22 protein-coding genes are annotated in these 22,126 nt (G+C 62.9%); 12 read left to right on the top strand and 10 right to left on the bottom strand.

All coding sequences use genetic code 11. The features are described from left to right. Positions 1–5 precede the first annotated feature (5 nt). Positions 6–503: an O-acetyl-ADP-ribose deacetylase gene (locus FYJ85_RS10800; RefSeq protein WP_106051962.1), complete on the top strand. Its 498-nt coding sequence runs from the start codon at positions 6–8 to the stop codon at positions 501–503. Positions 504–508: 5 nt separating this feature from the next. Beyond that, the gene (locus FYJ85_RS10795) at positions 509–2,122 is read left to right on the top strand and encodes a DUF2079 domain-containing protein (RefSeq protein WP_154418429.1); all 1,614 of its coding nucleotides are present in this window, start codon (positions 509–511) and stop codon (positions 2,120–2,122) included. A gap of 12 nt (positions 2,123–2,134) precedes the next feature. Here FYJ85_RS10795 and FYJ85_RS10790 read toward each other — a convergent pair whose 3' ends face one another. Next, entirely contained in the window at positions 2,135–3,361 is a 1,227-nt protein-coding gene (locus FYJ85_RS10790; protein WP_154418427.1) for a hypothetical protein, read from the bottom strand. A gap of 122 nt (positions 3,362–3,483) precedes the next feature. Between FYJ85_RS10790 and rpmE the strand changes: the two genes are divergently transcribed. From rpmE to FYJ85_RS10755, 7 genes are all read left to right on the top strand, one after another. After that, on the top strand, positions 3,484–3,684 hold the full coding sequence (gene rpmE, locus FYJ85_RS10785; RefSeq protein WP_106051968.1) for a 50S ribosomal protein L31: 201 nt from the start codon (positions 3,484–3,486) through the stop codon (positions 3,682–3,684). A 124-nt stretch (positions 3,685–3,808) separates the two neighbouring features. Then, entirely contained in the window at positions 3,809–4,897 is a 1,089-nt protein-coding gene (gene prfA, locus FYJ85_RS10780; RefSeq protein WP_154418425.1) for a peptide chain release factor 1, read from the top strand. Between the two features lie 171 nt (positions 4,898–5,068). Then, positions 5,069–6,448, top strand: a complete 1,380-nt coding sequence (locus tag FYJ85_RS10775) for a GntR family transcriptional regulator (protein WP_106051970.1) — start codon at positions 5,069–5,071, stop codon at positions 6,446–6,448. Positions 6,449–6,560: 112 nt separating this feature from the next. Continuing rightward, entirely contained in the window at positions 6,561–7,265 is a 705-nt protein-coding gene (locus FYJ85_RS10770; RefSeq protein ID WP_106051972.1) for a DUF1559 family PulG-like putative transporter, read from the top strand. Continuing rightward, positions 7,265–8,566, top strand: a complete 1,302-nt coding sequence (locus FYJ85_RS10765; RefSeq protein WP_106051974.1) for a right-handed parallel beta-helix repeat-containing protein — start codon at positions 7,265–7,267, stop codon at positions 8,564–8,566. The genes FYJ85_RS10770 and FYJ85_RS10765 overlap by 1 nt, the downstream gene beginning before the upstream one ends. Positions 8,567–8,753: 187 nt before the next feature. Further along, positions 8,754–9,233: a lipocalin family protein gene (locus tag FYJ85_RS10760; RefSeq protein ID WP_158703717.1), complete on the top strand. Its 480-nt coding sequence runs from the start codon at positions 8,754–8,756 to the stop codon at positions 9,231–9,233. Beyond that, positions 9,230–9,736: a hypothetical protein gene (locus tag FYJ85_RS10755; protein ID WP_106051978.1), complete on the top strand. Its 507-nt coding sequence runs from the start codon at positions 9,230–9,232 to the stop codon at positions 9,734–9,736. Before FYJ85_RS10760 ends, FYJ85_RS10755 begins: the two co-directional genes overlap by 4 nt. Here the strand turns inward: FYJ85_RS10755 and FYJ85_RS10750 are convergent. From FYJ85_RS10750 to FYJ85_RS10740, 3 genes are read right to left on the bottom strand one after another with little or no spacing between them, the layout of a single operon-like run. Continuing rightward, positions 9,730–11,205: a TIM barrel protein gene (locus FYJ85_RS10750; RefSeq protein WP_206213112.1), complete on the bottom strand. Its 1,476-nt coding sequence runs from the start codon at positions 11,203–11,205 to the stop codon at positions 9,730–9,732. The genes FYJ85_RS10755 and FYJ85_RS10750 overlap by 7 nt on opposite strands. A gap of 37 nt (positions 11,206–11,242) precedes the next feature. Then, positions 11,243–12,001: an MBL fold metallo-hydrolase gene (locus tag FYJ85_RS10745; protein WP_106051982.1), complete on the bottom strand. Its 759-nt coding sequence runs from the start codon at positions 11,999–12,001 to the stop codon at positions 11,243–11,245. Next, complete coding sequence (locus FYJ85_RS10740; protein ID WP_106051984.1) at positions 11,998–13,185, bottom strand: sensor histidine kinase; 1,188 nt, start codon at positions 13,183–13,185, stop codon at positions 11,998–12,000. Before FYJ85_RS10740 ends, FYJ85_RS10745 begins: the two co-directional genes overlap by 4 nt. Positions 13,186–13,261: 76 nt before the next feature. On the opposite strand from FYJ85_RS10740, the gene FYJ85_RS10735 reads away from it, so the two are divergent. Beyond that, positions 13,262–14,476 (top strand): hypothetical protein, encoded by a 1,215-nt coding sequence (locus FYJ85_RS10735; protein ID WP_154418421.1) that lies wholly within the window; start codon positions 13,262–13,264, stop codon positions 14,474–14,476. Positions 14,477–14,550: 74 nt separating this feature from the next. On the opposite strand, the gene FYJ85_RS10730 is transcribed toward FYJ85_RS10735, so the two are convergent. The 4 genes from FYJ85_RS10730 to FYJ85_RS10715 form a co-directional block, all read right to left on the bottom strand. Then, entirely contained in the window at positions 14,551–15,081 is a 531-nt protein-coding gene (locus FYJ85_RS10730) for a phospholipase D family protein (protein WP_106051988.1), read from the bottom strand. After that, positions 15,078–16,241, bottom strand: coding sequence for a YkvA family protein (locus tag FYJ85_RS10725; protein ID WP_154418419.1), 1,164 nt, complete (start codon positions 16,239–16,241; stop codon positions 15,078–15,080). Before FYJ85_RS10725 ends, FYJ85_RS10730 begins: the two co-directional genes overlap by 4 nt. Then, on the bottom strand, positions 16,238–17,353 hold the full coding sequence (locus tag FYJ85_RS10720) for a hypothetical protein (protein ID WP_154418417.1): 1,116 nt from the start codon (positions 17,351–17,353) through the stop codon (positions 16,238–16,240). The genes FYJ85_RS10725 and FYJ85_RS10720 overlap by 4 nt, the downstream gene beginning before the upstream one ends. A gap of 150 nt (positions 17,354–17,503) precedes the next feature. Then, positions 17,504–18,505 carry a glycoside hydrolase family 130 protein gene (locus FYJ85_RS10715; protein ID WP_106051994.1) on the bottom strand — a complete coding sequence of 334 codons (1,002 nt, stop codon included), beginning with the start codon at positions 18,503–18,505 and terminating at the stop codon, positions 17,504–17,506. 225 nt (positions 18,506–18,730) lie between these two features. Between FYJ85_RS10715 and FYJ85_RS10710 the strand changes: the two genes are divergently transcribed. Then, positions 18,731–20,164, top strand: coding sequence for a tetratricopeptide repeat protein (locus tag FYJ85_RS10710; RefSeq protein ID WP_106051996.1), 1,434 nt, complete (start codon positions 18,731–18,733; stop codon positions 20,162–20,164). Positions 20,165–20,168: 4 nt separating this feature from the next. Then, on the top strand, positions 20,169–20,351 hold the full coding sequence (locus FYJ85_RS10705) for a YqaE/Pmp3 family membrane protein (protein ID WP_106051998.1): 183 nt from the start codon (positions 20,169–20,171) through the stop codon (positions 20,349–20,351). Positions 20,352–20,426: 75 nt separating this feature from the next. Here FYJ85_RS10705 and FYJ85_RS10700 read toward each other — a convergent pair whose 3' ends face one another. Beyond that, complete coding sequence (locus FYJ85_RS10700; RefSeq protein WP_154418415.1) at positions 20,427–21,368, bottom strand: CsgG/HfaB family protein; 942 nt, start codon at positions 21,366–21,368, stop codon at positions 20,427–20,429. Continuing rightward, complete coding sequence (locus FYJ85_RS10695) at positions 21,365–22,060, bottom strand: hypothetical protein (protein WP_106052001.1); 696 nt, start codon at positions 22,058–22,060, stop codon at positions 21,365–21,367. The genes FYJ85_RS10700 and FYJ85_RS10695 overlap by 4 nt, the downstream gene beginning before the upstream one ends. Positions 22,061–22,126 lie beyond the last annotated feature (66 nt).

Here is a 22,126-nt window from a genome sequence, read left to right as displayed (position 1 = left end):
ACGCCATGAAGCTTGAATTCCTCCGGGGCGACATCACCACGCTCGCCGTCGACGCGATCGTGAACGCCGCAAACTGTTCGCTGCTCGGCGGCGGCGGAGTGGACGGCGCGATTCATCGCGCCGCCGGGCCGGAACTGCTCGAGGCGTGCCGCCCGTTCGGCGGCTGCCGGACCGGGGAAGCGGTCATCACGCCCGGGTTCCGGCTGCCGTGCCGCTTCGTGATCCACACGCCGGGACCGGTATGGCACGGCGGGAACCGCGGCGAAGCGGAGCTGCTCGGGGCCTGTTACCGCAACAGCCTGCGGCTCGCCGCGAAAAACGGCTGTGCGTCCATCGCGTTCCCGGCCATTTCGACCGGCGTCTACCGCTATCCGAAACGCGAGGCGGCGCAAATCGCCGTCGAAACCGTCAGGGCATGGAACGAAACGCTGCCGGAGCGGGTCGTCTTCTGCTGCTTCTCCGCCGAAGACCTTGCCATTTACCGCCAGGCCGCAGGAGAGTGAAGTCCATGCTTTATCTGGGTTATATCCTCCTCATCACAATAGCGGCCGCCGCGGCGGGCCGGGGCGCATCGCGCTCCCGCCTCTCCCTGACGGCAAAGAGCGAAACGCTGCTTCTGCGCTGGATGGTTCTGCTGTTTTTTCTGAGTTATTTCATCCTCGGCCTTTACAAGATCGAAGCGATGCAGGTGGGCAACTGGGACTTCGGCATCTACGACTCCATGCTCCGCAATGCCGCCTCCGGCAACGGCCTGATGCTGGATTACCGCGGCAGATTCGACCACTTTTCGCCGATAATGATGCTGTTCGCCCCGCTCTATCTGCTTCGGGACTCCCCGATCTGGCTGCCGCTGATCCAGTCGGCGGCGCTCGCATTTGCCGCCCCGCTGCTGTACCGGACCGCGAAACGTTATTTCCGGACGGGTCCGGTTCCGCTGCTGCTCACGGCAATGTACCTCTTCAACCCCTATTATTCGCGGCTGGCGCTGTACGACTTCCACGCCGAATGCCTGTTCCCGCTCTTCCTCTTCGCGGCATTTTACTGTTACAGCCGGAAACGCATGCCGTATTTCTTTCTGTTCCTCGCACTCTCGCCGCTGATCAAGGAGGACTTCGTGATTCCGGTCGCCGCGGCGGGGCTCTGGCTGATGACGCAGAAGCGGAAACGGCTCTGGGGAGCCGCCGCAATCGCGGCTGCCGCCTTCTGGACGCTGTTCGTCCTGAAAATCTACTACCCGCTCCTGCTCGGCGAAAATTACTGGCACTACGGCCGTTATGCGCTTCTTGCGCCGACCTTCACGCAGACGCTGATGAATATCTTCGGAATGATCGCGGGGCTGTGGAATCCATTTGTGCCCGGCGTGGTGGTGAGTGTCCTCGTGCCGTTCGCGTTCCTGCCGGCTGCAAACTGGAAAATGTGTCTTCTCTTCTGGCTGCCCACGCTTGGAATCCAGCTGGTTTCCACGAGCATTCACCAGCAGCTTCTCTTCAGCCATTACAGTTCGGCGCTGATCGCGGTTACGCCGGTCGTCGCCCTCTGGGGAGCGCGAACGCTGCGGGTGCTCCTGCGGCGCCGAAAACCTTCCCTCCGGCAGCAGCGTGCCGGAATCGCTTCCGCCGCGATCCTGATGCTGGCCGTCCACCTGCTCTTCTGCGACCTGCCGCTGACCCGGTATACGAATTACACCGTCGAACCGGAGTTCACCTACTCCGGCGGAGTACTGTCGCTGCCGCTGCGTCCGGCCTACTGGCAGGAGATGATCCGCCTGCTGCTTCACGCCGACGAGGTTCGGGCAGTCACCGACCTGCTGCCGTATCCGCCCGGAACGACGATGATCTGCCAGAATGAGGTCGGGCCTGCTTTCCTGCGCCGCGGCACGGTCTACGACTTCCCGGAACTCGGCATCGGTCTGACCCGGCCTGATCGGGTTGACTATTTCATTCTGGACCGCGGCAACTATCACAACAACGGCGACCTGACCGCAGTCAACCGGCTTTTGAGCCAGCTTGCGGAAGATCCCGAATACCGGGTCATCAATCATCCCTCGGGGCTGCTGATCTTCGCGCGCCGAAAGCTTTTTCCGGAAGAAGCGCCCGGAAGCCCCGCCTCCTTTCTCCGATGATGTCGCCGGGATCTACCGGGAGCGGTAGATCCCGCTTCCCCAGCGGTCGAGGTCGGCCGTCAGGACGAACATGCCGCCGGTGCGGAACGGCTCTCCGGCGTTGTACAGCCGGTGAAACGCGCGCCGCAGCGAAGTATCGGCCGGATACGACGCAAAATCCCCGTCGCTTCGCCCGAAAACGAAAAACAGCCCGGCCTGCGGATACGGCGTGCGCGGAAACAGGTAAAGCTCCCGCATGAAAGCCGCGAGATTCGACTCCGGCAGCAGCTCCATCCAGGCGGGGTTCAGAATCCACGAATCGCAGACGAATGCGCGGATCTCCTTTTTGAAGTATTTGCGGAAAAACGCCGCCGCCTCCCGGAGCGATGCCCCGGCCAGCTCCGCCGTCATGCCGCCGCCGCCCGGGATATGGACGCTCGGCACCCATTCATGCGGAGTGAGTACCGGTTCGTACACCTCCAGATCGATCGTGCGGCGTACGCCCGGCAGAGCACGCCCCGAGGCCGGGTCGATCGGTGTGCCGGTCAGCATGGAGCCGTCCCATTCCAGAAAGGTCCGTTCCCCCCCTTCCTCCACCCGGAATCCGCCGCCGTCGATCCTCCAGTCGTCGCGGCAGAGCGCAAGCACGCCGCCGTCGGCCCGGCTGCGGTAGACGGCCGGAACCCAATCCGGCACGGTATGCACCAGATATTCGAAGCGGCCGACCCGGAAAAGCCGGCGCTCGATCGAAAAACGGAGCCAGTGGATCTGCTGCAGATTCGTCCCGGCAAAACCGTCGTGCGCGGCCTTGTAGATCGTGACGGTCCCGGCGATCCAGCCCGCCACGCCGCGCCAGCAGGACTCCGGCAGCCCGAGCTCCGCCTGCGACTTCCGGATGCGGGGCAGTGCCGCCAGCGCCAGCAGCAGCGAGAAGAGTCCGGCCCCCTCTTCCCCGAGACGCCCGACCGGCAGCGGCAGCCGCGCTCCGTCGGGACCCAGTTCGCCGCCGAGCAGCCAGCGGTCGAGCAGATTCGCATAGATGCGCAGCGCCGGATGTTTTTTCACCTCCGCGACAAGCGCGTCGACACGGGAAGCAGGTGATTCCCGGAGCCCGAGCAGCGGCTCGTATTCCCGGAAAAAACCGCCGTCGAGGAATTCCGGCATCGTTTCGAGCGCCGGGTCCTCCCTCCACCACGGCGCGAGCAGTTCGCCGACCTCCGGAGAAAAACCGCCGTCCTTTAAAAATTCCGTCAAATTCATTGTGTTTTCTCCTGATTTCCGCTTGAAATTACGGTAACTTCTGTTATTTTATAAAGATTGTTGATTTCATGCATAAGCAAAAGAACTTTGATAATATAACCTGCAAAACGGAGTTGTGCAAAATGAAAAAGGACATCCATCCGAAGTACGAAGATGCCGTCGTGACCTGCGCGTGCGGTGAAGTCTGGCATATCAAATCCACCCGCCCCGAGTACAAGGTCGGTATCTGCGCGAAGTGCCACCCGTTTTTCACCGGCAAGCAGAAATTCGTCGACACGGCGGGCCGTATCGACAAATTCAACCGCCGTTACAAGAAGGCGTAATCGCCGTTTTGAAACCGATTTCCCGGGCTTGCCGGAACGTCCGCGTTCTGCAAGCCCTTTTTTGAGTGACGGCCCCGGAGCATTCACCGCGCTCCGGCGGCCGTGAGTTCGGAATTGGAGCATTATGGAACCAGAAGACATCGCCGGATATATCGATAACCTGCGCGGCCGTTTCGCCGAGCTTGAGGAACGCATGGCCGACCCGGCCATCTACGCCAGGGGAGCGGAATTCCGCAGTGTTTCCCAGGAGCACCGCAAACTCGGCGCGCTCTTTGAAAAATTCGAAAGCTGGAAGAAGGCCCTCTCCGAACTCGCCGACAACCGCGAAATGCTGACCGTCGAGGAGGACGGCGAAATGCGCGACCTTCTCACCGCCGACATCGCGTCGCTCGAAGAAAAGTCGACGAAGCTCGAGGAAGAGATTCAGGTCTCCCTGCTGCCGCCCGATCCGAATGACGCCAAAAACATCATCGTCGAGATCAAACCGGCCGCGGGCGGCGACGAAGCCGCCCTCTTCGCGGGGGAGCTTTTCCGCGCTTATCTGCACTTTGCCGAAAAACAGGGTTGGAAGGTTGAGATTCTCGACCAGTCCGACACGGATCTCGGCGGCATCAAGGACGTGTCGTTCTCGCTCTCCGGATGCGACGTCTTTTCGCTGATGAAATACGAATCCGGCGTCCACCGGGTTCAACGGGTTCCGGCGACCGAGGCGGGCGGGCGCATCCACACCTCGACGGTCACGGTCGCGGTCATGCCGGAGGCCGAGGAGGTCGAACTCGACATCCGGCCGGAAGACCTGCGTTTCGACGTGTTCCGTTCGAGCGGCCCCGGCGGCCAGTGCGTGAACACGACCGACTCGGCCGTGCGGGTAACCCACATCCCGACCGGACTCTCCGTGGCGAGCCAGCAGGAGAAGTCCCAGCACCGCAACAAGGAGATCGCACTGCGCATTCTGTACGCCCGGATGCTTGAGCACAAACAGCAGGAAGAGGCCAGCAAGCAGGCCGCCGACAAACGCTCCCAGGTCGGCACCGGCGACCGCAGCGAGCGAATCCGCACCTACAACTTCCCGCAGAACCGCGTCACCGATCACCGCTACAACGTCAGTACCTTCGACCTGCCGAAGCTGATGGAGGGCGAGCTGAACCTGATTCTCGACCAGATTCTCATGATCGTCTGCGAACAGCGCCTCGAACAGCTCCGCCACGCCTGACCTCTCCCGAAAATGCTTTTTGCAGAACCGGCATTTCCCTGTCCGGTTCCGGCTTCGGGCGGTATGTCGACAAATTTCCTGTTTTTTTTGCCGAATTCCCTTGACATTGCGGGTCGATTCAGGTATAATTAACAGTGAATAATACAGTGACTAATACACAGCGAGATCAATATGAAGCCGGACAAACTGACCATCGTGCGGAACAAGATCCTCGATCTGCTGGAATCCGGCGAGGTTCCCGCGTGCGAAAAACTGCCGGTGACCCGCGACCTGGCGGCGGCGACCGGAATCTCCCTGCTCATCGTGCAGAGCGCAGTGGAGTCGCTGTCGAACGAAGGAGTGCTCTACAAAGTTCCGCGCCACGGCGTATACGTCCATCCGGATTGGCGGGACCGCGTCCTGCAGCGGAACGTCTTCTTCTTCGACCCGCTCTACGAACTGCCCTACCGCGAAGAGCTGATCGGCCGGATGAGGAGTGAATTTCCGAATCTCCGGGTGGTTACCGGCTTCCGGCGCGGAATCTTCGAACTGCGCACGACCGGATACCTGCAGTCGCATCATGCGGAATACGCGGACCTTACCGAAATCTTCCGGGCGGTGTTTCCCGACGATGCGGATTTCACCGGCACGCCGTTCGAAGCATGCCGGATGAACGGCAGGCAGATCGGACTGCCGCTGATTTTCTCTCCCCGCGTCATGTTCTACAATCCGAAGCTGCTCGCTGCCGCAAACGTGCCCGAACCGGTTCCCGGCTGGAGCTGGGAACAGTTCCGCACCTCGCTGGCAGCCTTCCGGCCGCTGCTGCCGCCGGAAAAACGCTACTATTGGAAAGCGGAACCGTTTCTCTGGATGAACTACATCCGGCGGGCGGGCGGAACGCTGATCGATCCCTCCGCCGCCGACCCGGTGCGGATCGATACGGAGGAGACGCGACGCGGACTTTCCGCCATTCGTACGCTCCTGCGGGAAAACGATATCCCGTTCGTACCGCAGCTGCCGAATTACTGGGAGCGTTTCATCGGCGGCGAACTGCCGTTCCTCATGCAGCCGCGCGAATTTCTGCCCCTGCTCGACCGCGCCGGCTGCCGGGACTGGAAAACCGCGCCGCTGCCGGCATTTCCCGGCGGAATCGACACCACGGTCCAGGCGACTGACATCTTCTGCGTCCGCCGCGAATGCGCCGACATGCACACGGCCGCCGGGCTGGTGCGGCTGCTGCTCGGCAAAAGCTTCCAGAACTACCTGGCCGGAATCCGTTACGGCATCCCGATCCGGATTTCCGCCATGCGGCGGTCGCTCAATCCGCTCGAGCCGGCCGACCGGCTTTTCCTGACGGAAATTCCGAAGATGACCACGACCTACAATCTCTACGACAGCACCCTGTACCACCTGGCGGTGACCGGCATCAACCGGATTCTGGCCGGAGAAAACGATATCGCCGGCGGGACCTCTGAACTGGCCGCCATGACCCGCACCTTCCTCAAACTGCGGCCGCCGGCCGGCCGCATCCCGCAGCAGGGTCCGGTCCGCAGCGAACTGTTTTTTTCATAAGCATGCCGGAGCCGAACCGGTTATCATGACAATCGAAACAGGAGGATGTACCGTACCGAAACAGATGCTGTCGACCTGAACAACCAACCATGACAAGACGAAAGGGACGATAATGAAAGCGGAAAAATTCACCCTGATCGAACTGCTGGTAGTTATTGCGATCATCGCGATTCTCGCTGCCATGCTGCTCCCGGCCCTCTCGCAGGCGCGGGAACGCGGGCGCAGCGCAAACTGCATCGGCAACCTGAAGCAGCAGGCAACGGCGCTGCGCTCCTATGCCGCGGACAACCGGGAAATTCTGCCGCCTTTTGACGGCGGCGGCGTGGCGGACATCGCCTGGCGTTATGTGAAATGGCAGGACTTCATTTATCCGTACATGGGTTACGGCGGCCCGGTGCGGCAGCAGATTTCCCTGAACGAAGACCATTCGCAGCCGCTGCCGCAGTTCGCCTGCCCGGCACAGGCGGACGATCTCATGTACCACTACGGCCTCAACTACTATCTGGGACAGGCCGAGAACGGCAGCGGAAAATGTTCCGGACACATCCTCAAGGTGAAATTCGCTTCGATGCGCATGCTGATCATGGACCGCGACGACGCCATGTCGAATTCGTCCTACCGCAAAAAAACCTATGTTCACGAAAATATGGCCTGGGAATCCGGGATGCCGGTGCCGCTTCTGCGGCATCCGCGCGGCAGCCGGAACGCGGCTTTCCTCGACGGCCATGTCGGAAACATTGATTATTATGCCATGCCGTCCAACCGCGAAACCTCGTTCTGGGGAGCCAATGCCGCAGCGAAAGGATACGCTTTCTGATGAAAATGCTGTTCTGTCTTCTGTTCTCCGCCGTACTGTCCGGCGTTCTGCCGGCCGCTGCCGCCGAACTGCCGGAAATCGTTTATGTCAGCCCGGGAGGCTCCGGCTCCCGGACCGGCGCCGATCCCGAAAACGCCTGCGCCTCCATCGCCGCGGCATGGGAGCTGGCCGCGCCGGGCGGAACGGTTTTCGTAGCCCCCGGCGTCTATGCCGATCAGAGTTTGGTCATCACCGCCGGCAACGGCGGACGCGAGGGAAAGGTCAAAAAACTGATCGGCCGGAAAGGCGCAGACGGCTATCCGCGCTTCACGGCAAACTGGGAAAAGCAGGAGCCGTCCAAAGGACGCGACTTCATTCAGCTTCGCAAAGGAGCCTCCCACATCGAAATCGACGGATTCCTGGTCACGGATTACCGGGAAGGCGTCATGGGGTTCGGCGACAACAGCAGTCTCGTGATCCGCAACTGCGACTTCACCCGCATCCGGGACGGCATTTACCTGAACGGAGGAACCGGAATCCGGATCGAAAACTGCACCATGACGGGCTTCTCCAAGCGCGGCGTGCGGCTGCAGGGCGGAATCACGCAGGCCGTTGTCCGCAGCGTCATCTCCGACGCCGGCGGCAGAGAGTTCGCCACGGAAAAATTCCAGATGTGTTTCGGCACGGGCGGCGTCAAAGGGACGATCGACTCGGATATCCGGTTTGAAGACTGCGTCGCCCGCAACGCCTATGACGATGCCGGAGACAAATACTGGAATGCGGACGGCTTCTGCGCCGAGGCGAACACCCGCAGCATCACCTGGGTCAACTGCCGCGCCTTCGACTGCACCGACGGCGGCTGGGACATCAAAACCCGCAACGCCGTACTGATAAACTGCATCGCCCTGCGCAACAAGCGCAATTTCCGCATCTGGGGCGATGCGGAACTCCGCAACTGCCTCGGCGGCTATGCGGAAAAGCGCGGCGGAAGCGGAACCGAAGCCGGACTTCACGTCTGCGGCGGCGGCAGGGCGGCGGCCGTCGGCTGCACATTCATCGGCAACGCGATCGCCGTGGATGCCGACCAGAAGGGCGAAGCCCGGCTTGCCGCATGTCTCATCGCTCCGACCACGACGGCGGCCGCGGCATTCACCGCCGAAACGGAGGCGAAAGTGGCCGGACTCGACACCTGCCGGCTCCTGACGCCCGAGGAGACCGCCGAAGCCCTGCCGCAGGCATCCGCCGGCCGGGACGGAATCGGCACCGCATTCGACGCGCCGCCCGGAGAAAAAGCGGGCTACCGGAACCGCGGCACGGAATGAATTCCGTTTTTCTGCGGCCCGGGCCTTGAAAGTTTTCCTCCGGAATGTTATGTTTCATTTCAGGCGTTCCAGCGCACGATACTGTTCGGCAAATGATTACAATACCGTGCATAATGCGGGAAACAGCCTGTTCCGCAAAAAAATCCGTGCAATATTCAGCCCGGACGGATCGGAGAGGAGGCGGATTATGATCTGGCAGGAGGAGTCGATTCCGGCGGTCCGGAATTTTTCCCTGAAACGTTATCTCGGGCGCTGGTACGAAATCGCACGGCTGCCCCACCGGTTCGAGCGGGGCATGTCCTGCGTCCGGGCCGATTACGCCGAAGCGGCGGACGGTCTGGTTGCAATCGAAAACAGCGGCGTGCGCAACGGAAAATTTCACAGCATCTCCGGCAAAGCCAGGCCGAAAGGCGACGAGACGGTCGGAGAGCTGATGGTCAACTTCTTCGGTCCGTTCGAAGGCGAATACCGCATCATCCGTCTCGACCCGGCGTACACGCGGGCGGTCGTTGCCGGAGCCGGCCGGAAATACCTGTGGTTCCTCGCCCGCGAACCGTATTTGAAGCTCGACGAACTCGAAGAGCTGCGCGAATTCGCCCTGACCAACGGTTTCGACATCGACGAACTCGAATATCCGCCGCAGCGGTTCTGCCTCGAAACGCCATGATTCACGCGACAGTCACCGTCCATGACCGGATGCAGCCGAATTACCGCTATCTCCTCTCCGAGCCGGAAGGGGAACACTTCGACGAACGTTTCTCCCCGGAACTGACTCCGAAAGAGATGCTCGCGCTCGGCGTCTTCGGCGGAAAATACATGACCGACTGCCGCAGCGAGTTCCCGGCCGACTGGTTCCGGGAGGCGCGGCTCTGCCCGGAGCGGCACGACCCGGCTCTGAACTGCTTCGGCGTCCTCGCATCGCAGCCGCTCTCCGTCTGGCGCGCAAAGGGGTGGATTCATCCCGACGACCCGCGCGGCTGGTTCCAGTGGTACTGCCGTTACTACCTCGGGCGGAGAAGCGGCGACGACGACCGCCAGATCCGGCGCTGGGCCGCCATGAGCCGCCATGTCGCGCAGCTCGTGAAAAACTGCCGCGCCGGAGACGCCGCCTGCCGCGCGCGCCAGCGGCAGGCGCTCCTGCAATGGGCCTACGACAGCCGCCGTTACTGAGCGCCGAGGCTCCGCCGCAGGCTCCGCAGCGAGTCGACGGGGTCACCCTCGCGGATTTCCAGAAACATCGGCGACGGGTTGACCCGGCCGCGCCGCCAGGCCAGAAACAGAGAAGCGAGCGAAATCAGCGTGCCGAACGGCTCCGTCAACGGCATATGGTTATGCAGAGTCCCGTCCCCGTCCTGCACGACCTGATGCAGATGGAAGCCGTTGATCTCATCGCCGAGCTCCGCATACCAGTCGCTGATCGTGTGGCGGCCCGCCAGCTCCCCGTTGTTGCGGGCATGGCCGAGATCGAAGTGAAAACCGATCCGCGAACAGCAGTCGAGCTTCCAGCGCAGAAGCTCGATCCACTCGCGGCACTCCTCCGGCACATAACCGAAATTGCGCGTCTCCGGCGCTTCGCCCGGAGTCAGGTGCAGATTTTCAATGCCGATTTCGATCCCGGCGTCGAGCAGCATGCGCGCGACCGGCTCCGCCGCCCTCTGCAGAGCCTCCGCCGCCCCGGGGAATTCCGCGGCGGCAATGCGCGGCACATGCCAGGTGACCCGCGAACAGCCGAGATCGACGGCCTGCTTCGCGGCCCGCCGCAGTTCCGGCACTCCGCGAATCTCTCCGTCCCGGAGCGCGAGGTCCGGAAGATGGAGCGAAAGGCAACCGCCGCCGCCGGCGCGCCATCGGCCGAGCGCGGCGCTCAGCGCCGGGTCCGACAGCGATTCCGCGCCGGCGTAACGCAGCTCGAACACCGGCATTCCGGCAGCCGTTCCGCGACCGAGAACGCCGACAGGGTCCTTCATGCCGGAACAGCCGAGCCTTGCGAAAAATGCGCTGCGCTCCGCCTCCGGCCAGACGCGCGGATCGGCGGCATCGAATACGACGTCCTCGCGCGCCGCGCCGTCGAACATCACAAGCGCCGGCGCGCCGCCCCGCGCTTTGTCGGGGTCAAGCCCGCGAACGAGTTCGATCCGCTCGAAGCTGCCGTCGATGTGCCGATGTCCGGCGGCAAGCCGGGCGACCCGGCCGGACGAAAACGCCCGTTCCAGCAGCCGCCGGTCCTCCTCCGGCCACGCATCGGGAGGACAGTGGGTCACGGCGAGTACGCCCGCCGGAACCGGACGCCCCAGCAGTACGCGCGCCTCCTCCGACAGCCGCCCCCGGGAGGTGTCGAGCAGCAGGAGCCCGTCATCCTCGACCGGAGTCCGCAGAATGTCCCGGACCCTCGCCCGTTCGACCGGAGTCCGAAGTTCGGCGTTGCCGGGCGTCAGCAGGAACGGGATGCCGGTGCTTTCAAGGCGGCGGCGCAGCCGTCCGGCGGCGCGAACCGTTCCTGTGGCGGTCAGGTCTCCGGCGCCGACGATGCGGTCGGCGCCCAGCCGGACCGCGGCCGAAAGAGCCCAGTCGAGCACCTCCTCTTTGACGGTACGCTCCGAATCCGGCAGATGCAGGTCGGCCAGCAGTGCGATTTTCATCTCCCTCCTCCTTTCGGACGGTCCCGGAGGGCCGCAATTAAAATAGAAACTCGTCCCCGTCGTGCGCCAGCGCAACCGGAAACGGCAGCGCCGAGGCCAGACGGCGGAACTCCGCCTCTCCCTCCCCGCCGTGCCAGCGGTCGGCGACATGCGTGCAGACCAGTTTGCGGACCGGCAGGGCACCCAGCACCTCCACCGCCCGTTCCAACGGAAAATGCGTGCATTCGCAGATGCAGCCGGCGGGCTGTTTGAACTCGCCTCGCGGAAAATCGGCGAAATCGAACCGGAGATCCCCGGTATAAATCACGCGGCTCCCCTCCGACTCGATACAGAAGCCGAAGCTCGGCACGCCGGAAAGCCCCTCGTTCTCCATATGCCGGGTCGGAACGGCCCGGACCGTCACGCCGTTTTCCCGGTACACGGCGCCGGGAGAGAGCACGTCGAACCCGACCAGCTCCTCCGGCGGCATCCGGTGCGTCGCGCGAAGGAAACCGAGAATCGCTTCGATACCGGCCTCCTCCGGCAGATGCACCGTCAGCCTCTGCCCAGGGACCGGATACTTGACGAACGACTTCAGCAGCCCCGGAATCCCGCCGATATGATCTTCATGCATATGGGTCACGAACAAATGCCGGAGCCTTCCGAACGGCACCCCGCGCCGGATCAGCAGCGCATTGACCGGAGCGCCCGCATCGAACAGAATTCCGCACTCCTCGGCGTCGAGCAGCGTCGACGTGTTGAAGCGTTCGCGCGTCGGATCGCCGTGGCTCGTGCCGAGGGTGACAAATTTCATCATAATTCCCTCTTCCCTTCTTCCGCCGGCATATCCGGCGACGGAAGCAGCCGCACCCTCCGCCCCCCGAACGGGAAGCGGATCTGAAACACGGTGCCTTTGCCGGGAATCGACCGCAGCCCGAATTCCGCGCCGTGTTCGCGGCAGATCCGCTCGACGACCATCGTGCCGATGCCGTTCCCGCCGGAACGGTTCGATTTGAAAGCGAGAAACATGGTGCTGAGCTCCTCCGGTGTGATGCCGCAGCCGGAATCGACGAACTCAACCGTCAGATACTCCGGATCGGCATAGCTCCGGATCAGCAGCGTTCCGCCGTTCTGCATCGCCTGTACCGCGTTGCGGATCACGTTGTAGAACACCTGCTTGAGCTGCCCGGCATCTCCCTGGACCGTCTGCTTGCCCTTCCCCCATTCGCAGGTGACGGTGACCAGCCGCGCCTCGATCTCCGGACGCATGAAGTTCAACACCTCCAGAACAAGTCCGGCAATATCCACCGGCGCAAACTGCGGCCTGCCCGGACGCAGCGCGGTCAGAAAGCCCTGAATGATGCTGTCGAGCCGCTCCACTTCGGATTTGCAGGCGTTGATCATATCCGCCGCCTCGCCCTTCGACAACTCCTCGCCGCCCGCAAAGGCGCGGTCGAGCATCTGCAAATTCAGATAGAGGCTGTTGAGCGGATTGCCGATCTCATGGGCGACGCCGGCCGCCAGCATCGATACCGCCTGCCCCTTTTCGTTCTCAAGATCGCTCATGGTGCGGGCGCGGCTCTCGGTCACGTCGCGGACGATCACCGTGGCAAGCGCCGCATCTTCCGGATACGGAACCAGATAGAATTGAATAAACCGGCGCACAGGATACATGATCTCGAGCTCCTGGCGCGCGACCTTCACCCACTCCTTTTCATCGGAGCCGAGAATCCGCAGCCAGTCGACCCCCTGCAGCAGCTGCGACACCCGGACTTCGGACAGGTCGTCCGGCAGCGCCAGAATCTCCCGCGCCGCCCGGTTGTGATAGCGGATCAGCAAATGGCGGTCGATCACGAGGATTCCCTCCTCGATCGCGTTGAAAACCGTCTCGAGAAATCCGCGTTCCTTCATGAGCCGCAGAATATACGCCTGCCGGCTGCCGGCGTCGATATCGTCGAGCCGGGCGCTGAAGCGATCCAGAAAATTTTTCGTTACCGCCATTTGCAATCATCCCTGTTTGGTGCCATACTATTATAATAGCATATTATGGTGGAATCTCAAACAGTTGAGGGAGATTATGCGTGCCTTTCCGACTTTTTCGCTGCTGGCGTCGGCCGTGCTGCTGTTCGGAGCGGCCGATGTGCCGCCGATTCCGTTCGAAGAGGAGACGGAGCGTCCGGCCGTCGCCGAAACCGGCCGGCTGCTCGAACTGAAGGATCCGGCGGCGGACAACCGAGGGAACACGCCGCCCGGCGCCCTCGCCTCGCTGGTCGCCAGGCCCGGCGTGGTCTACGACTGGGCGCCGTCGCCGGACCGGAGCCGCATCACGGGGGGCGCGGACCTGATCGACGCCTTCCTCTCCACCGATGAAACGCTGCTGGTCGTGCTCGAAAAGGTGGGCGGAAAAGAGGGGCCGAATGCGACGCGGGTGATCTGCTGCAACCTGCGCAACGGCAAGATCGTCCGCGGCTTCACGATTCCGGAGCGGAAGCTCGCCGGAGCCGCGCCGGTGCCGGGCAGCACGCTCTTCGTCGCCCCGCAGGCGGCGCAGGAGGCGTTCGAACAGCCGGACCGTCTGGTCTCCGTCGATCTCCGCAGCGGGAGGCTCCGGGAAGAGTCGCAGCCCTTCGAACGGCCGGTCCGTTCATTCGCCGTCACGGCGGGGAGCACCTACGTCACGCTTGAGGGCGGGGACTCCGTCCTGGCGATTCCGCACGAAGCGTTCACGGAGACTCCGAAGCAGATGAAAACCCTGGTTCCGGAGCCGCGCGTCGCCGCCTCTCCGGACGGTTCGCTCCTGATCGTCTACGGAAAGGGCCGGTGCGAAATTTACAGCACGGGGACGGAACCGCCGGAGCTGCTCTCGAGCCGGGAACTGCCGCCGGACTTCAATCCGGAGTGGGCGCTGCTGCCGGGCAACAGCGCGGATCTGCTGATCTTAGCGGAAAACTCCGGGCAAGCGCTGCTGTTCTCCGGCGAAATTTCCCGGCCGCTGACCGACAAATTCGCCGGGACCGGCTGCGTCCGGACGGCGGACCGGCTGCTGTTCCTCGCGCAGGATCCGAAGGAGGCGATCGGCGTTTACCATCTTCCGACCGAGGTCGTTCCGTCGATCACGGTTTCGCCGGGAGAGCTGCGCCCGTTTTCGCGCGGCCGGAACTTCCGGCTCTTCGTGCTGACGACGTCGGGAGAACCGGAACTGCTCCTGATCGACAGCCACGCCAACATCGCATGGCTGACGGTAAAACCGCGCCGCTGGCAGAAAGAACTGCTGTTCGCCGCCCCGAAATGAAGCTCCCGGCCGGGGCGGGATTCCGGGAAGCGCGGAACCTCCCCCCGGCGGGATAAAGGCGCACGCGGGAAATTTCAGATCAATGGGCAGTCGGTGCAGAATTCGCGGCGGCCGCATTGATCGCAATGGGCGCCGCGCCAGACGTCGTCGAACTGCGTTTCAAGCGGAACCAGCAACGCCGGATCGTCGGTCAGGATGCCGTTCTCGAAATTCCGGCGCGTCCGGCCTTTGGCCCCCATCCCGGCGCCGGTCAGGTTCGCGCTGCCGAAATAGGCGAGTCTTCCGTCGATGATGATGCATTTGAAATGGACGCGCGGGCAAAGCACCCGCTCAAGCCCCTCCCACAAACGCGGGTATTTATCGAAATCCTTCCGGAATGCCGGGCCGGGCTCCTTCGCGTGAATCAGCCGGATCTCGACATTTCTCCGCAGCAGCTCCGACAGAATCTGCAGAAACGGCACCATCGACGCGGCGCCCCTGCCCTGCTTTTCGACATACATGTCCTTGATATCGGCCGTGGCGATCCAGAGCCGCTCCTGCGCCAGCGGCACCGGCACGCGGATGACCTTCTCATAAATCTGCCTGTCCGCAACAAACTCTGTCACCGGCTGTTCTCCATGGCGTTCCGGAGCACGATGCCGGAGAGGATCGTGACCGTCACATCGTCAAGCGCACCGACAAACGGAATCGAATCCGGAATCAGGTCGACCGGCAGCAGCACCCAGACGACCGCCGCCAGCAGCGTGAAAATGACGCGCGGCCAGACCGAGAGCCCGCCGAGCAGCGTCTCGCAGCGGCAGAGGTTCGGCGCCGGAATCAGGAACACGCCGTCGGCGCCTCCCGACAGGTGCATGATCCGGTACTCGTAGAGAATCCGGCCGGTCAGCTCCGACGCGATGCAGCCGAACTCCGCGGCGGAAAAATTCCCGAGGGAGCCGTATTCACTTTTGACGATGCGCCGGACTCCCTCCTCCGAAACCCGGCCGTCCTCGCGTCCCTGCGCCGCGATCCGCAGAATCGCCCGCAGCGCCGATTCGTCGCACGGAGCGGCCGAAAGCCGGTCGACGACATTCTCGTAATAGACGATGCGGTCGCAGCGGCAGAACTGCAGCCCCATGCCTGCCAGCAGGCAGATCGTCCCTCCGAGCAGCCAGTCCGGCGCCGAACCTCTTCCGGCGAACACCGCGAAAAACTCGATCGCCAGCAGCAGAACCAGCAGCGACAGCCGCACCCCGGTCCGGCGGAAGCTCAGCGCTCCCATGACAACCATGAAGAACAGCGTGACCTGCCAGTTCGCAAAGAGGTCGCGAATCCAGAACGGAATGTACTCGAGCAGCCGGCCGATGCCGAGCCACTGCCGGAATTTCCCGATTCCGTCCACCGTCAGCGAGATCACTCCGACATCGGCCGGAGGCATGGAGGGCGCCGCCGTGATCCGGGCGACAAACAGAAAAGCGGGCAGGCACATCATGAACTGCAGCAGCAGGTTCGCGCCGCGCGGCGGCCCGAACAGCATCATCTCCCAGCAGAGCGCCGCCACAATCACAAAGGCGAGCAGCAGCGTCACCATTCCCTGCTGGTACGAGAAAGCGCCGCCGCGCAGGAAGAACGGGTCGCGGACCAGCAGCAGGAATCCGCCGAGATAGAACGCAAGCACCGCCCAGAATTTCCAGCAGCGGAAACCCGCAATGCCGAAATCGTTTCCGGCCGGTGCGCACAGCCACTCCCGCGCACGCCCGGCCGAAGCCGCCGCAAGACGTTTCATGGCAATCCCCCTTCCCCGGCGGGCAGCCGCCGCAGAATCGCCTCCCGCTTCGCCTCCAGAGGCATCCGCGCGGAATGCGGTTTCCCGCTCCAGTAAATTGTATTGAGCAGACTGTCCTGCTCCAGCAGCACGTCGAGAATGAAAAGCTGGAGCTTCAGAAAAGCGAGCGCGGAGCGGTCGTCCTCATGCTTCCGGGTCAGAAGCCACGCCTCCTCCCGCGCTTCGACGCCGGGTTTGCCGGCATCGTCGGGGAAAGCGGCCCCGCCCCGTCCGCCTTCCAGCATCCAGGCGAAAACCAGGAATTCGGCCTCCCACAGATCGAGCTGCTTCATGATCTCCGCCTCGTCGCCGGGCGGCGTTCTCAATTCCCGCACCTTGCCGCGCAGATCGCGCAGGTCGCCGATCGCCAGGCCGACTTCGCCGAGCCGCAGCCGCCAGTCCTCGCAGCGCTGTCTGCGGAGCGTGTCGTAAAACTCCCGGCAGCCGCCCAGGTGCCGCCGTTCGAGCAGAAGCTTGAAATAGCGCCACTGCAGATTGTCCGGATCGGCTTTCACCAGCTCCTCCGCGAACGACCGCGCCCGCGTCCAGTCCGTAAACCGCGAAACGGTCCGCCCGCACGAGACGAAGTAAATGTAGAACAGTTCATCCTGGCCGGCGAAGGAACGCTCCCACAGCATCACACCGAGCGGATCATTCAAGGTCCGGATCACCGCTTCGCCGCGGCCTGCGTCGAAGTCGGCCCGCGCCTTGCGGTAAAGCGCATAATACGGTGAATCCGGCATCAGGCGCGGCCCCTCGTAGCGCCATTCGAATTTGAACGGCAGCGCCGGCAGCGGCTTCGGGAAATACGCATGGACGAACCAGGCCGCTCCGGCCAGCGCCAGGGCGATCACGATCACCTCGACCCGCCGGTAGCCGCGCCGGGAATTTCGCTGCCGGGCAGCCACGGTCCCGGCGACGTCGGCGGGCAGACAGGCCGAAACCGCCTCCAGAAACGGGGCGGAGCCGGGCTCCGCCCGCCGTGTCTCCGGCAGGCGGACTTCGCCGTCCCGCGCGGCGGGAACACCGGCCGGGGCCGGACCGCCGGGAATATTTTCGAGCTTGTCGTGCATGGCCGATCATCCTGACTGAAAAGGCACCGGGTAAAAATACATCCCGGCGCGTCTTTTTACAAGCACCCCGACGCAGATTCCGGTGCCGGAAACAAAAAACGCGCCCGGGAGTCCGACTCCCGCGACGCGCCGGCCCATGTCCCGGAGCCGTTACCGGCTGAACGGCCTGATCATGCCGAGCAGGTCGTCCACCGAAGCGGTGGCCAGACACTCGACCGTGTCGGCGCCGCCGTAGTAGATCTTGACTTCGCCGCTCTCTTCGAGGATCATGCCTCCCGGGAAGATCACGCTGCCGCGGAACCCCTCGAGCTCATACTTCTCGGTCGCCCGGATGAGCGGCTCCGGCGCAAGGCCGATGACCTTCTGCGGATTCTCGAGATCGAGCAGCATAAGCCCGGCGAGGTACTCCTTGTTCCAGGTTGCGTCCGGATTATTCGCGGCCTCCCAGCCGAACAGATTCCGGTTCCTGTCCTTGTAAGTTGCATGGAAGGTGCAGAGCCATCCCTTCGGCGTCTTGACCGGCGGCGCGGCCGGACCGATCTTCGCGTTCGCGTACGGAACGTCCTCCATGCCGAGCACGAGCTCCGTATCGCCCCAGTAGCGGCAGTCCGGCGATTTCGACGACCAGATGTCGAATTTCTCCTGATAGCCGCGGCTGTATTCCGGGAACGGCCGCTCGAGCCGCATGAAAAGGCCGCCGATCTTTTCCGGGAACAGCACCATGTTGCGGTTGTCCGGCGCGGACATCGAAAGGATTTCGAACTTGTCGAAATCGTCGGTCACGGCGATTCCGCCGCGCACGCCGTGCCGGGTGTCGACCGCAAAGCAGAGATAGCAGCGACCGTCGATGACCGTCAGCCGCGGATCGTAAAAACGGATGATTTCGGGGCTGGAGTCGACGATCTGCGCCGCAACTTTCCACGGTTCCGGCTGCACGTCCCACTTCACGCCGTCATTGCTGTAAGCGATCCCGAGATTCGTGTACACCTTGCTGCGGTCGTAACCGCCCGCGGCAAAGCCGACGTCGTTGCGGAACACCATGACGTACCTGCCGTTGAATTTGCAGACTCCCGCATTGAAGATCAGCGAGGCATCGAACGGAATATCCGACGCCGACAATACCGGGTTGGAAGCGCAGCGAACCAGTGCCATCTTTCGGCTCCTTCTCTACATGGTAAGTATGAATTCCCTGGATATGAAACCGTTTCACATCCCTGCGGTATACTATAATGCCGAAAAACGGTTTTTCCAGCCGGGAAAACGGCTTTCCGGGAGAAAAGGTGAAATCGTCCCGGAATCGGCTTGACAAAACGGGAATTGTGATGTAAGTTCAATCCCATATGATTCAGGAACTAAACCCGGAAACAAACAGCAGCCATGGACAGAAAAACTTTAACAACCGTCACGCCCGATATCCGCGCCGCCTACAAGAAAGCCGTTCATCTCCCGAATGAGAATGAGCGGCTCCTCGCCCTGAAGGACCTGGTCATAGCGGAACCCGGGTTCGTCGAGGCCCGCAGCAAGCTCCGCGACCTAGAACGCAAGAAGATCATGAGCGTCTCCGGGCTCAGCCGCTTCTTCGCCCGTCTCGGCAGTCCGTCCGGCAAAGTGAAATCGCTGACCAAAAACAATCCGGTGAAGGCCATGGCGCTCTGCGAGGAGACGCTGGCCAAAACGCTCGACAACCTGCCGATCCTCAACCTCCTGGCCGAAGCCGCCGACAAGGCGAATGCCCCCTTCATCGCCGCGGAAGCGATGGAGCGCGCCGCGGAGCTGCGTCCGGACGAGTACCAGTATATGATTAAAATGGCGACCTACCTGCAGAAAGCAGGGCGCGCCGAAGAGGCGATGAAGCGTCTTCACGCCGTGGCGACCCATTATCCGGACAACAAGGAGATTCAGGACGCCTACCGTGCCGCGATCAATGCGGACGCCAAGCAGCGCGAGCAGGCCAAGAGCGTCGGCATGGCGGTCATTGAAAAGGGCGGCGGCTCCAACGCGATCGGCAGCCGCTCCGCTGCGATCCTCCAGCTGCTCGAAAACACCATTCACGATGCGGCGCAGGCCAAGCTCGTGGCGATCGAGCTGCAGAAGATCCTCGATGGCGGCGAGTCGATGGACGTCCGCCGCAAGCTCGCTTCGGCCTATATCATCATGGGCGAATTCGACAAGGCGATTCAGGAGCTCAACAAGGTCATCGCCTCCACCAGCGCCTACGACCCGACGCTCGACAAGCGGCTGGAAGAGGCCGAAATCGGCAAGATCGACAAGGAAATCGCGCAGATCAAGCGCCGCCCGCCGAAGGATCTTGAGGACCCGGCCGCCCGTATCGCCGAACTTCAGGCGGAACGCGACCAGCTGAGGCTCGACCACGCGCTGAGCCGCATCGAACACTATCCGAACGATATCGGCCTTGTGTTCGACCTCGGCAAGCTCCGGCTGGAGCGCGGCGAATACGATCTCGCCATCGAGCAGTTCATGGAGTCGCGCCAGTCGGCGCGCTGTGAAATCATCTCGCGCATGGCGCTGGCGGAATGCTATGAAAAACAGGGCAGATACGACGAAGCCGTCTCCGAGCTCGAAACCGTGCTTTCGGTGCTGCCGCGCCTCGACAAGGAGCGGCTGCCCACGACCTACTCCCTCGCGCAGATCATGGAGACAACCGGCAACAAAGAGCGCGCGCTCGCCTTGTACAAGGAGCTTCATGAGCTCGAACCGCGTTTCCGCGACGTGAGCGCCCGGATCAAGGCGCTCGAAGAGAGCAAGGCTCCGGCGGCGGAAGCGGCCGGCGAAGAAACTGCAAAGGAATAATCGCATGGCGGATCAATCGGTTCCCTCCGCATTCGAACTCGCGCTGCGCCTGATCGTCTGCCTGCTCTTTCCGCCGCTGGCGGTGATCGACAAGGGGTGCGGCGTCATTCTCCTGACGCTGCTGCTGACTTTGTTCGGCTGGATTCCCGGCACGATCTTTGCGATGGTCATCTGCCTGCGCCGCTGATCCGTCCTTTCGAGCGCACAGGGAGAGCCGCCCGGAATATTCCGGACGGCTCTTTTCCTGTCCGCACGCCCCGGATTATTTCAGCGCCGGCAGCATCCGCGAGGCAAGTTGGAGCGCGGCCGACGCGAGAGAATCCTTGGCTGCGATCACATAACTCGGCCCTGCGACGGTCTCCTTCTGGCGGTCGACAGCCAACACCTGCTCTTTTCCCTTATAAAGCGTCAGTTCGACCCGGGCCGTCGCACTGGTAAATCTCTGATAGTTCCCGGAATCGGCCGCCACGCCCTCCCCGATCAGCGCATAATCCGCTTCGGCCCGGCTGCCGACCACGGCAAACCCGAGCGTGACCAGCAGCTTCTTGATTTCGGTCTCCGCAGCCGGATCGGCGGCCGGCATCCCGATCGTCTCGGTGATTTTCACATACACCTTGCGGTTGTTCCCCTTGACGACGGCGGACAGCGCACCGGCGACGGAAAGCACGGTCCGCGGCGGCGGCAGAATGACAGCCCCTTTCGTCCGCAGCAAATCCGCGATTTTTTCGCACAGCTCCGGCACCAGGTCGGTCGCATCGACGATTCCATTGCTCGCGGCGGCCAGCACACGGCCGGTTTCGGTGCCGATCACCTTCGCCACGATGAAATTCTTGTCTCCGGAAGTGAAGACGGAACCGGCGACCAGCACCCGCGCACCGGTCAGCCGCCCGAGGTTGAGCCGGGACTGCGGATCGATCAGGCCGGAGGCCGAGAGCTGAAGCTCCGTCAGGATCTTCTCAAGTTCCGCGCGCTCGACCAGATCGAACTCCCCCCTGGACATCAGCTCGACGGAGATAAGCTCCGCGATCGACTTGCCGAGTTCCTCGTTCTGAACCCGCGTGCCGCGCGAGGAAAACGGCAGGACCGCGATCGTCGGAACCGGGATCGATGCCCCCGCCTCCGGCGCCGGAGGCGGTTCCTCCGCAGCCGGCAGCATCAGCACGGCTGTTATCGCCAATACAAGCGCACTCCAGAATTTTTTCATTTTTTCGCCTCCTTGACAATCTGTTGAATGATCAGCATATTCTCCGCACTGGATAAATCGAATCCGGGATCGAAGATGAATATTCTCTGATTCCGCGCGGTGGCGACTTCGATATAAGTCGCCCGCCCGCCCGTATCGACCCGGAAATCCTCTTTCACTTTCTGAACGGAAAGCGTTCCGGCATTTTTCGTGCGGTGCAGCGCCACCGTCCGCCAGTCGTCCGGAATTTTCCACGGCAGCCCGTTCCGGGGCGGGAAGAAAAAGACAACGGATTCTCCGGCCGCTCCGAACGAATCAGTAAATACGACTTGCGCCGCCGCCGCCTTCACGATCCCCGCCTCGGAAAGCGCAGCGCGGCGCGGCCCGGCCAGGGCCGTCCGCGCCCGCAGCCCCGGCAGAAGCAGCGGATGGTGAAAGACAAGATCGCGACTCCGGCCGTCCCACTCGATCACCGCCTCGACCCGACCGCCTTTCTCCAGCTCCGGCACCTGGACGGTGAGCTGCCCGGCTCCGACTCCGGAGCCCAGAATCCGCCCATGCCGGGTGCGGATGACGAACTCGCCCTTCACCTCGAAGGGCAAAAGCTGGGGGCGTCCCGCATAAAGGTGCGCGGCATTTTCCCCGGGTCCGGCGTCGGGTGCGGCCGCCCCGAAGACGAACAGGAACAGCAGCAAAAAACTCAAGCGCTTCATCGTCTCCTCCTATCCGGTTCTCCGCCCGGCCGAATGCCGGGGAGAGGGCTGTCTGCAAAATCCCGG

Source organism: Victivallis lenta, from assembly GCF_009695545.1.
In the GTDB taxonomy this organism is placed as follows: domain Bacteria; phylum Verrucomicrobiota; class Lentisphaeria; order Victivallales; family Victivallaceae; genus Victivallis; species Victivallis lenta.
The sequence above is the reverse complement of the archived record's forward strand: the minus strand, read 5'-3'. Positions and strand labels throughout refer to the sequence as shown.

Coding starts and splice junctions, on each gene's coding strand:
- FYJ85_RS10800 (WP_106051962.1), top strand. CDS start 6: ATGAAGCTTGAATTCCTCCGGGGCGACATCACCACGCTCGCCGTCGAC.
- FYJ85_RS10795 (WP_154418429.1), top strand. CDS start 509: ATGCTTTATCTGGGTTATATCCTCCTCATCACAATAGCGGCCGCCGCG.
- FYJ85_RS10790 (WP_154418427.1), bottom strand. CDS start 3,361: ATGAATTTGACGGAATTTTTAAAGGACGGCGGTTTTTCTCCGGAGGTC.
- rpmE (WP_106051968.1), top strand. CDS start 3,484: ATGAAAAAGGACATCCATCCGAAGTACGAAGATGCCGTCGTGACCTGC.
- prfA (WP_154418425.1), top strand. CDS start 3,809: ATGGAACCAGAAGACATCGCCGGATATATCGATAACCTGCGCGGCCGT.
- FYJ85_RS10775 (WP_106051970.1), top strand. CDS start 5,069: ATGAAGCCGGACAAACTGACCATCGTGCGGAACAAGATCCTCGATCTG.
- FYJ85_RS10770 (WP_106051972.1), top strand. CDS start 6,561: ATGAAAGCGGAAAAATTCACCCTGATCGAACTGCTGGTAGTTATTGCG.
- FYJ85_RS10765 (WP_106051974.1), top strand. CDS start 7,265: ATGAAAATGCTGTTCTGTCTTCTGTTCTCCGCCGTACTGTCCGGCGTT.
- FYJ85_RS10760 (WP_158703717.1), top strand. CDS start 8,754: ATGATCTGGCAGGAGGAGTCGATTCCGGCGGTCCGGAATTTTTCCCTG.
- FYJ85_RS10755 (WP_106051978.1), top strand. CDS start 9,230: ATGATTCACGCGACAGTCACCGTCCATGACCGGATGCAGCCGAATTAC.
- FYJ85_RS10750 (WP_206213112.1), bottom strand. CDS start 11,205: ATGAAAATCGCACTGCTGGCCGACCTGCATCTGCCGGATTCGGAGCGT.
- FYJ85_RS10745 (WP_106051982.1), bottom strand. CDS start 12,001: ATGATGAAATTTGTCACCCTCGGCACGAGCCACGGCGATCCGACGCGC.
- FYJ85_RS10740 (WP_106051984.1), bottom strand. CDS start 13,185: ATGGCGGTAACGAAAAATTTTCTGGATCGCTTCAGCGCCCGGCTCGAC.
- FYJ85_RS10735 (WP_154418421.1), top strand. CDS start 13,262: ATGCGTGCCTTTCCGACTTTTTCGCTGCTGGCGTCGGCCGTGCTGCTG.
- FYJ85_RS10725 (WP_154418419.1), bottom strand. CDS start 16,241: ATGAAACGTCTTGCGGCGGCTTCGGCCGGGCGTGCGCGGGAGTGGCTG.
- FYJ85_RS10720 (WP_154418417.1), bottom strand. CDS start 17,353: ATGCACGACAAGCTCGAAAATATTCCCGGCGGTCCGGCCCCGGCCGGT.
- FYJ85_RS10715 (WP_106051994.1), bottom strand. CDS start 18,505: ATGGCACTGGTTCGCTGCGCTTCCAACCCGGTATTGTCGGCGTCGGAT.
- FYJ85_RS10710 (WP_106051996.1), top strand. CDS start 18,731: ATGGACAGAAAAACTTTAACAACCGTCACGCCCGATATCCGCGCCGCC.
- FYJ85_RS10705 (WP_106051998.1), top strand. CDS start 20,169: ATGGCGGATCAATCGGTTCCCTCCGCATTCGAACTCGCGCTGCGCCTG.
- FYJ85_RS10700 (WP_154418415.1), bottom strand. CDS start 21,368: ATGAAAAAATTCTGGAGTGCGCTTGTATTGGCGATAACAGCCGTGCTG.
- FYJ85_RS10695 (WP_106052001.1), bottom strand. CDS start 22,060: ATGAAGCGCTTGAGTTTTTTGCTGCTGTTCCTGTTCGTCTTCGGGGCG.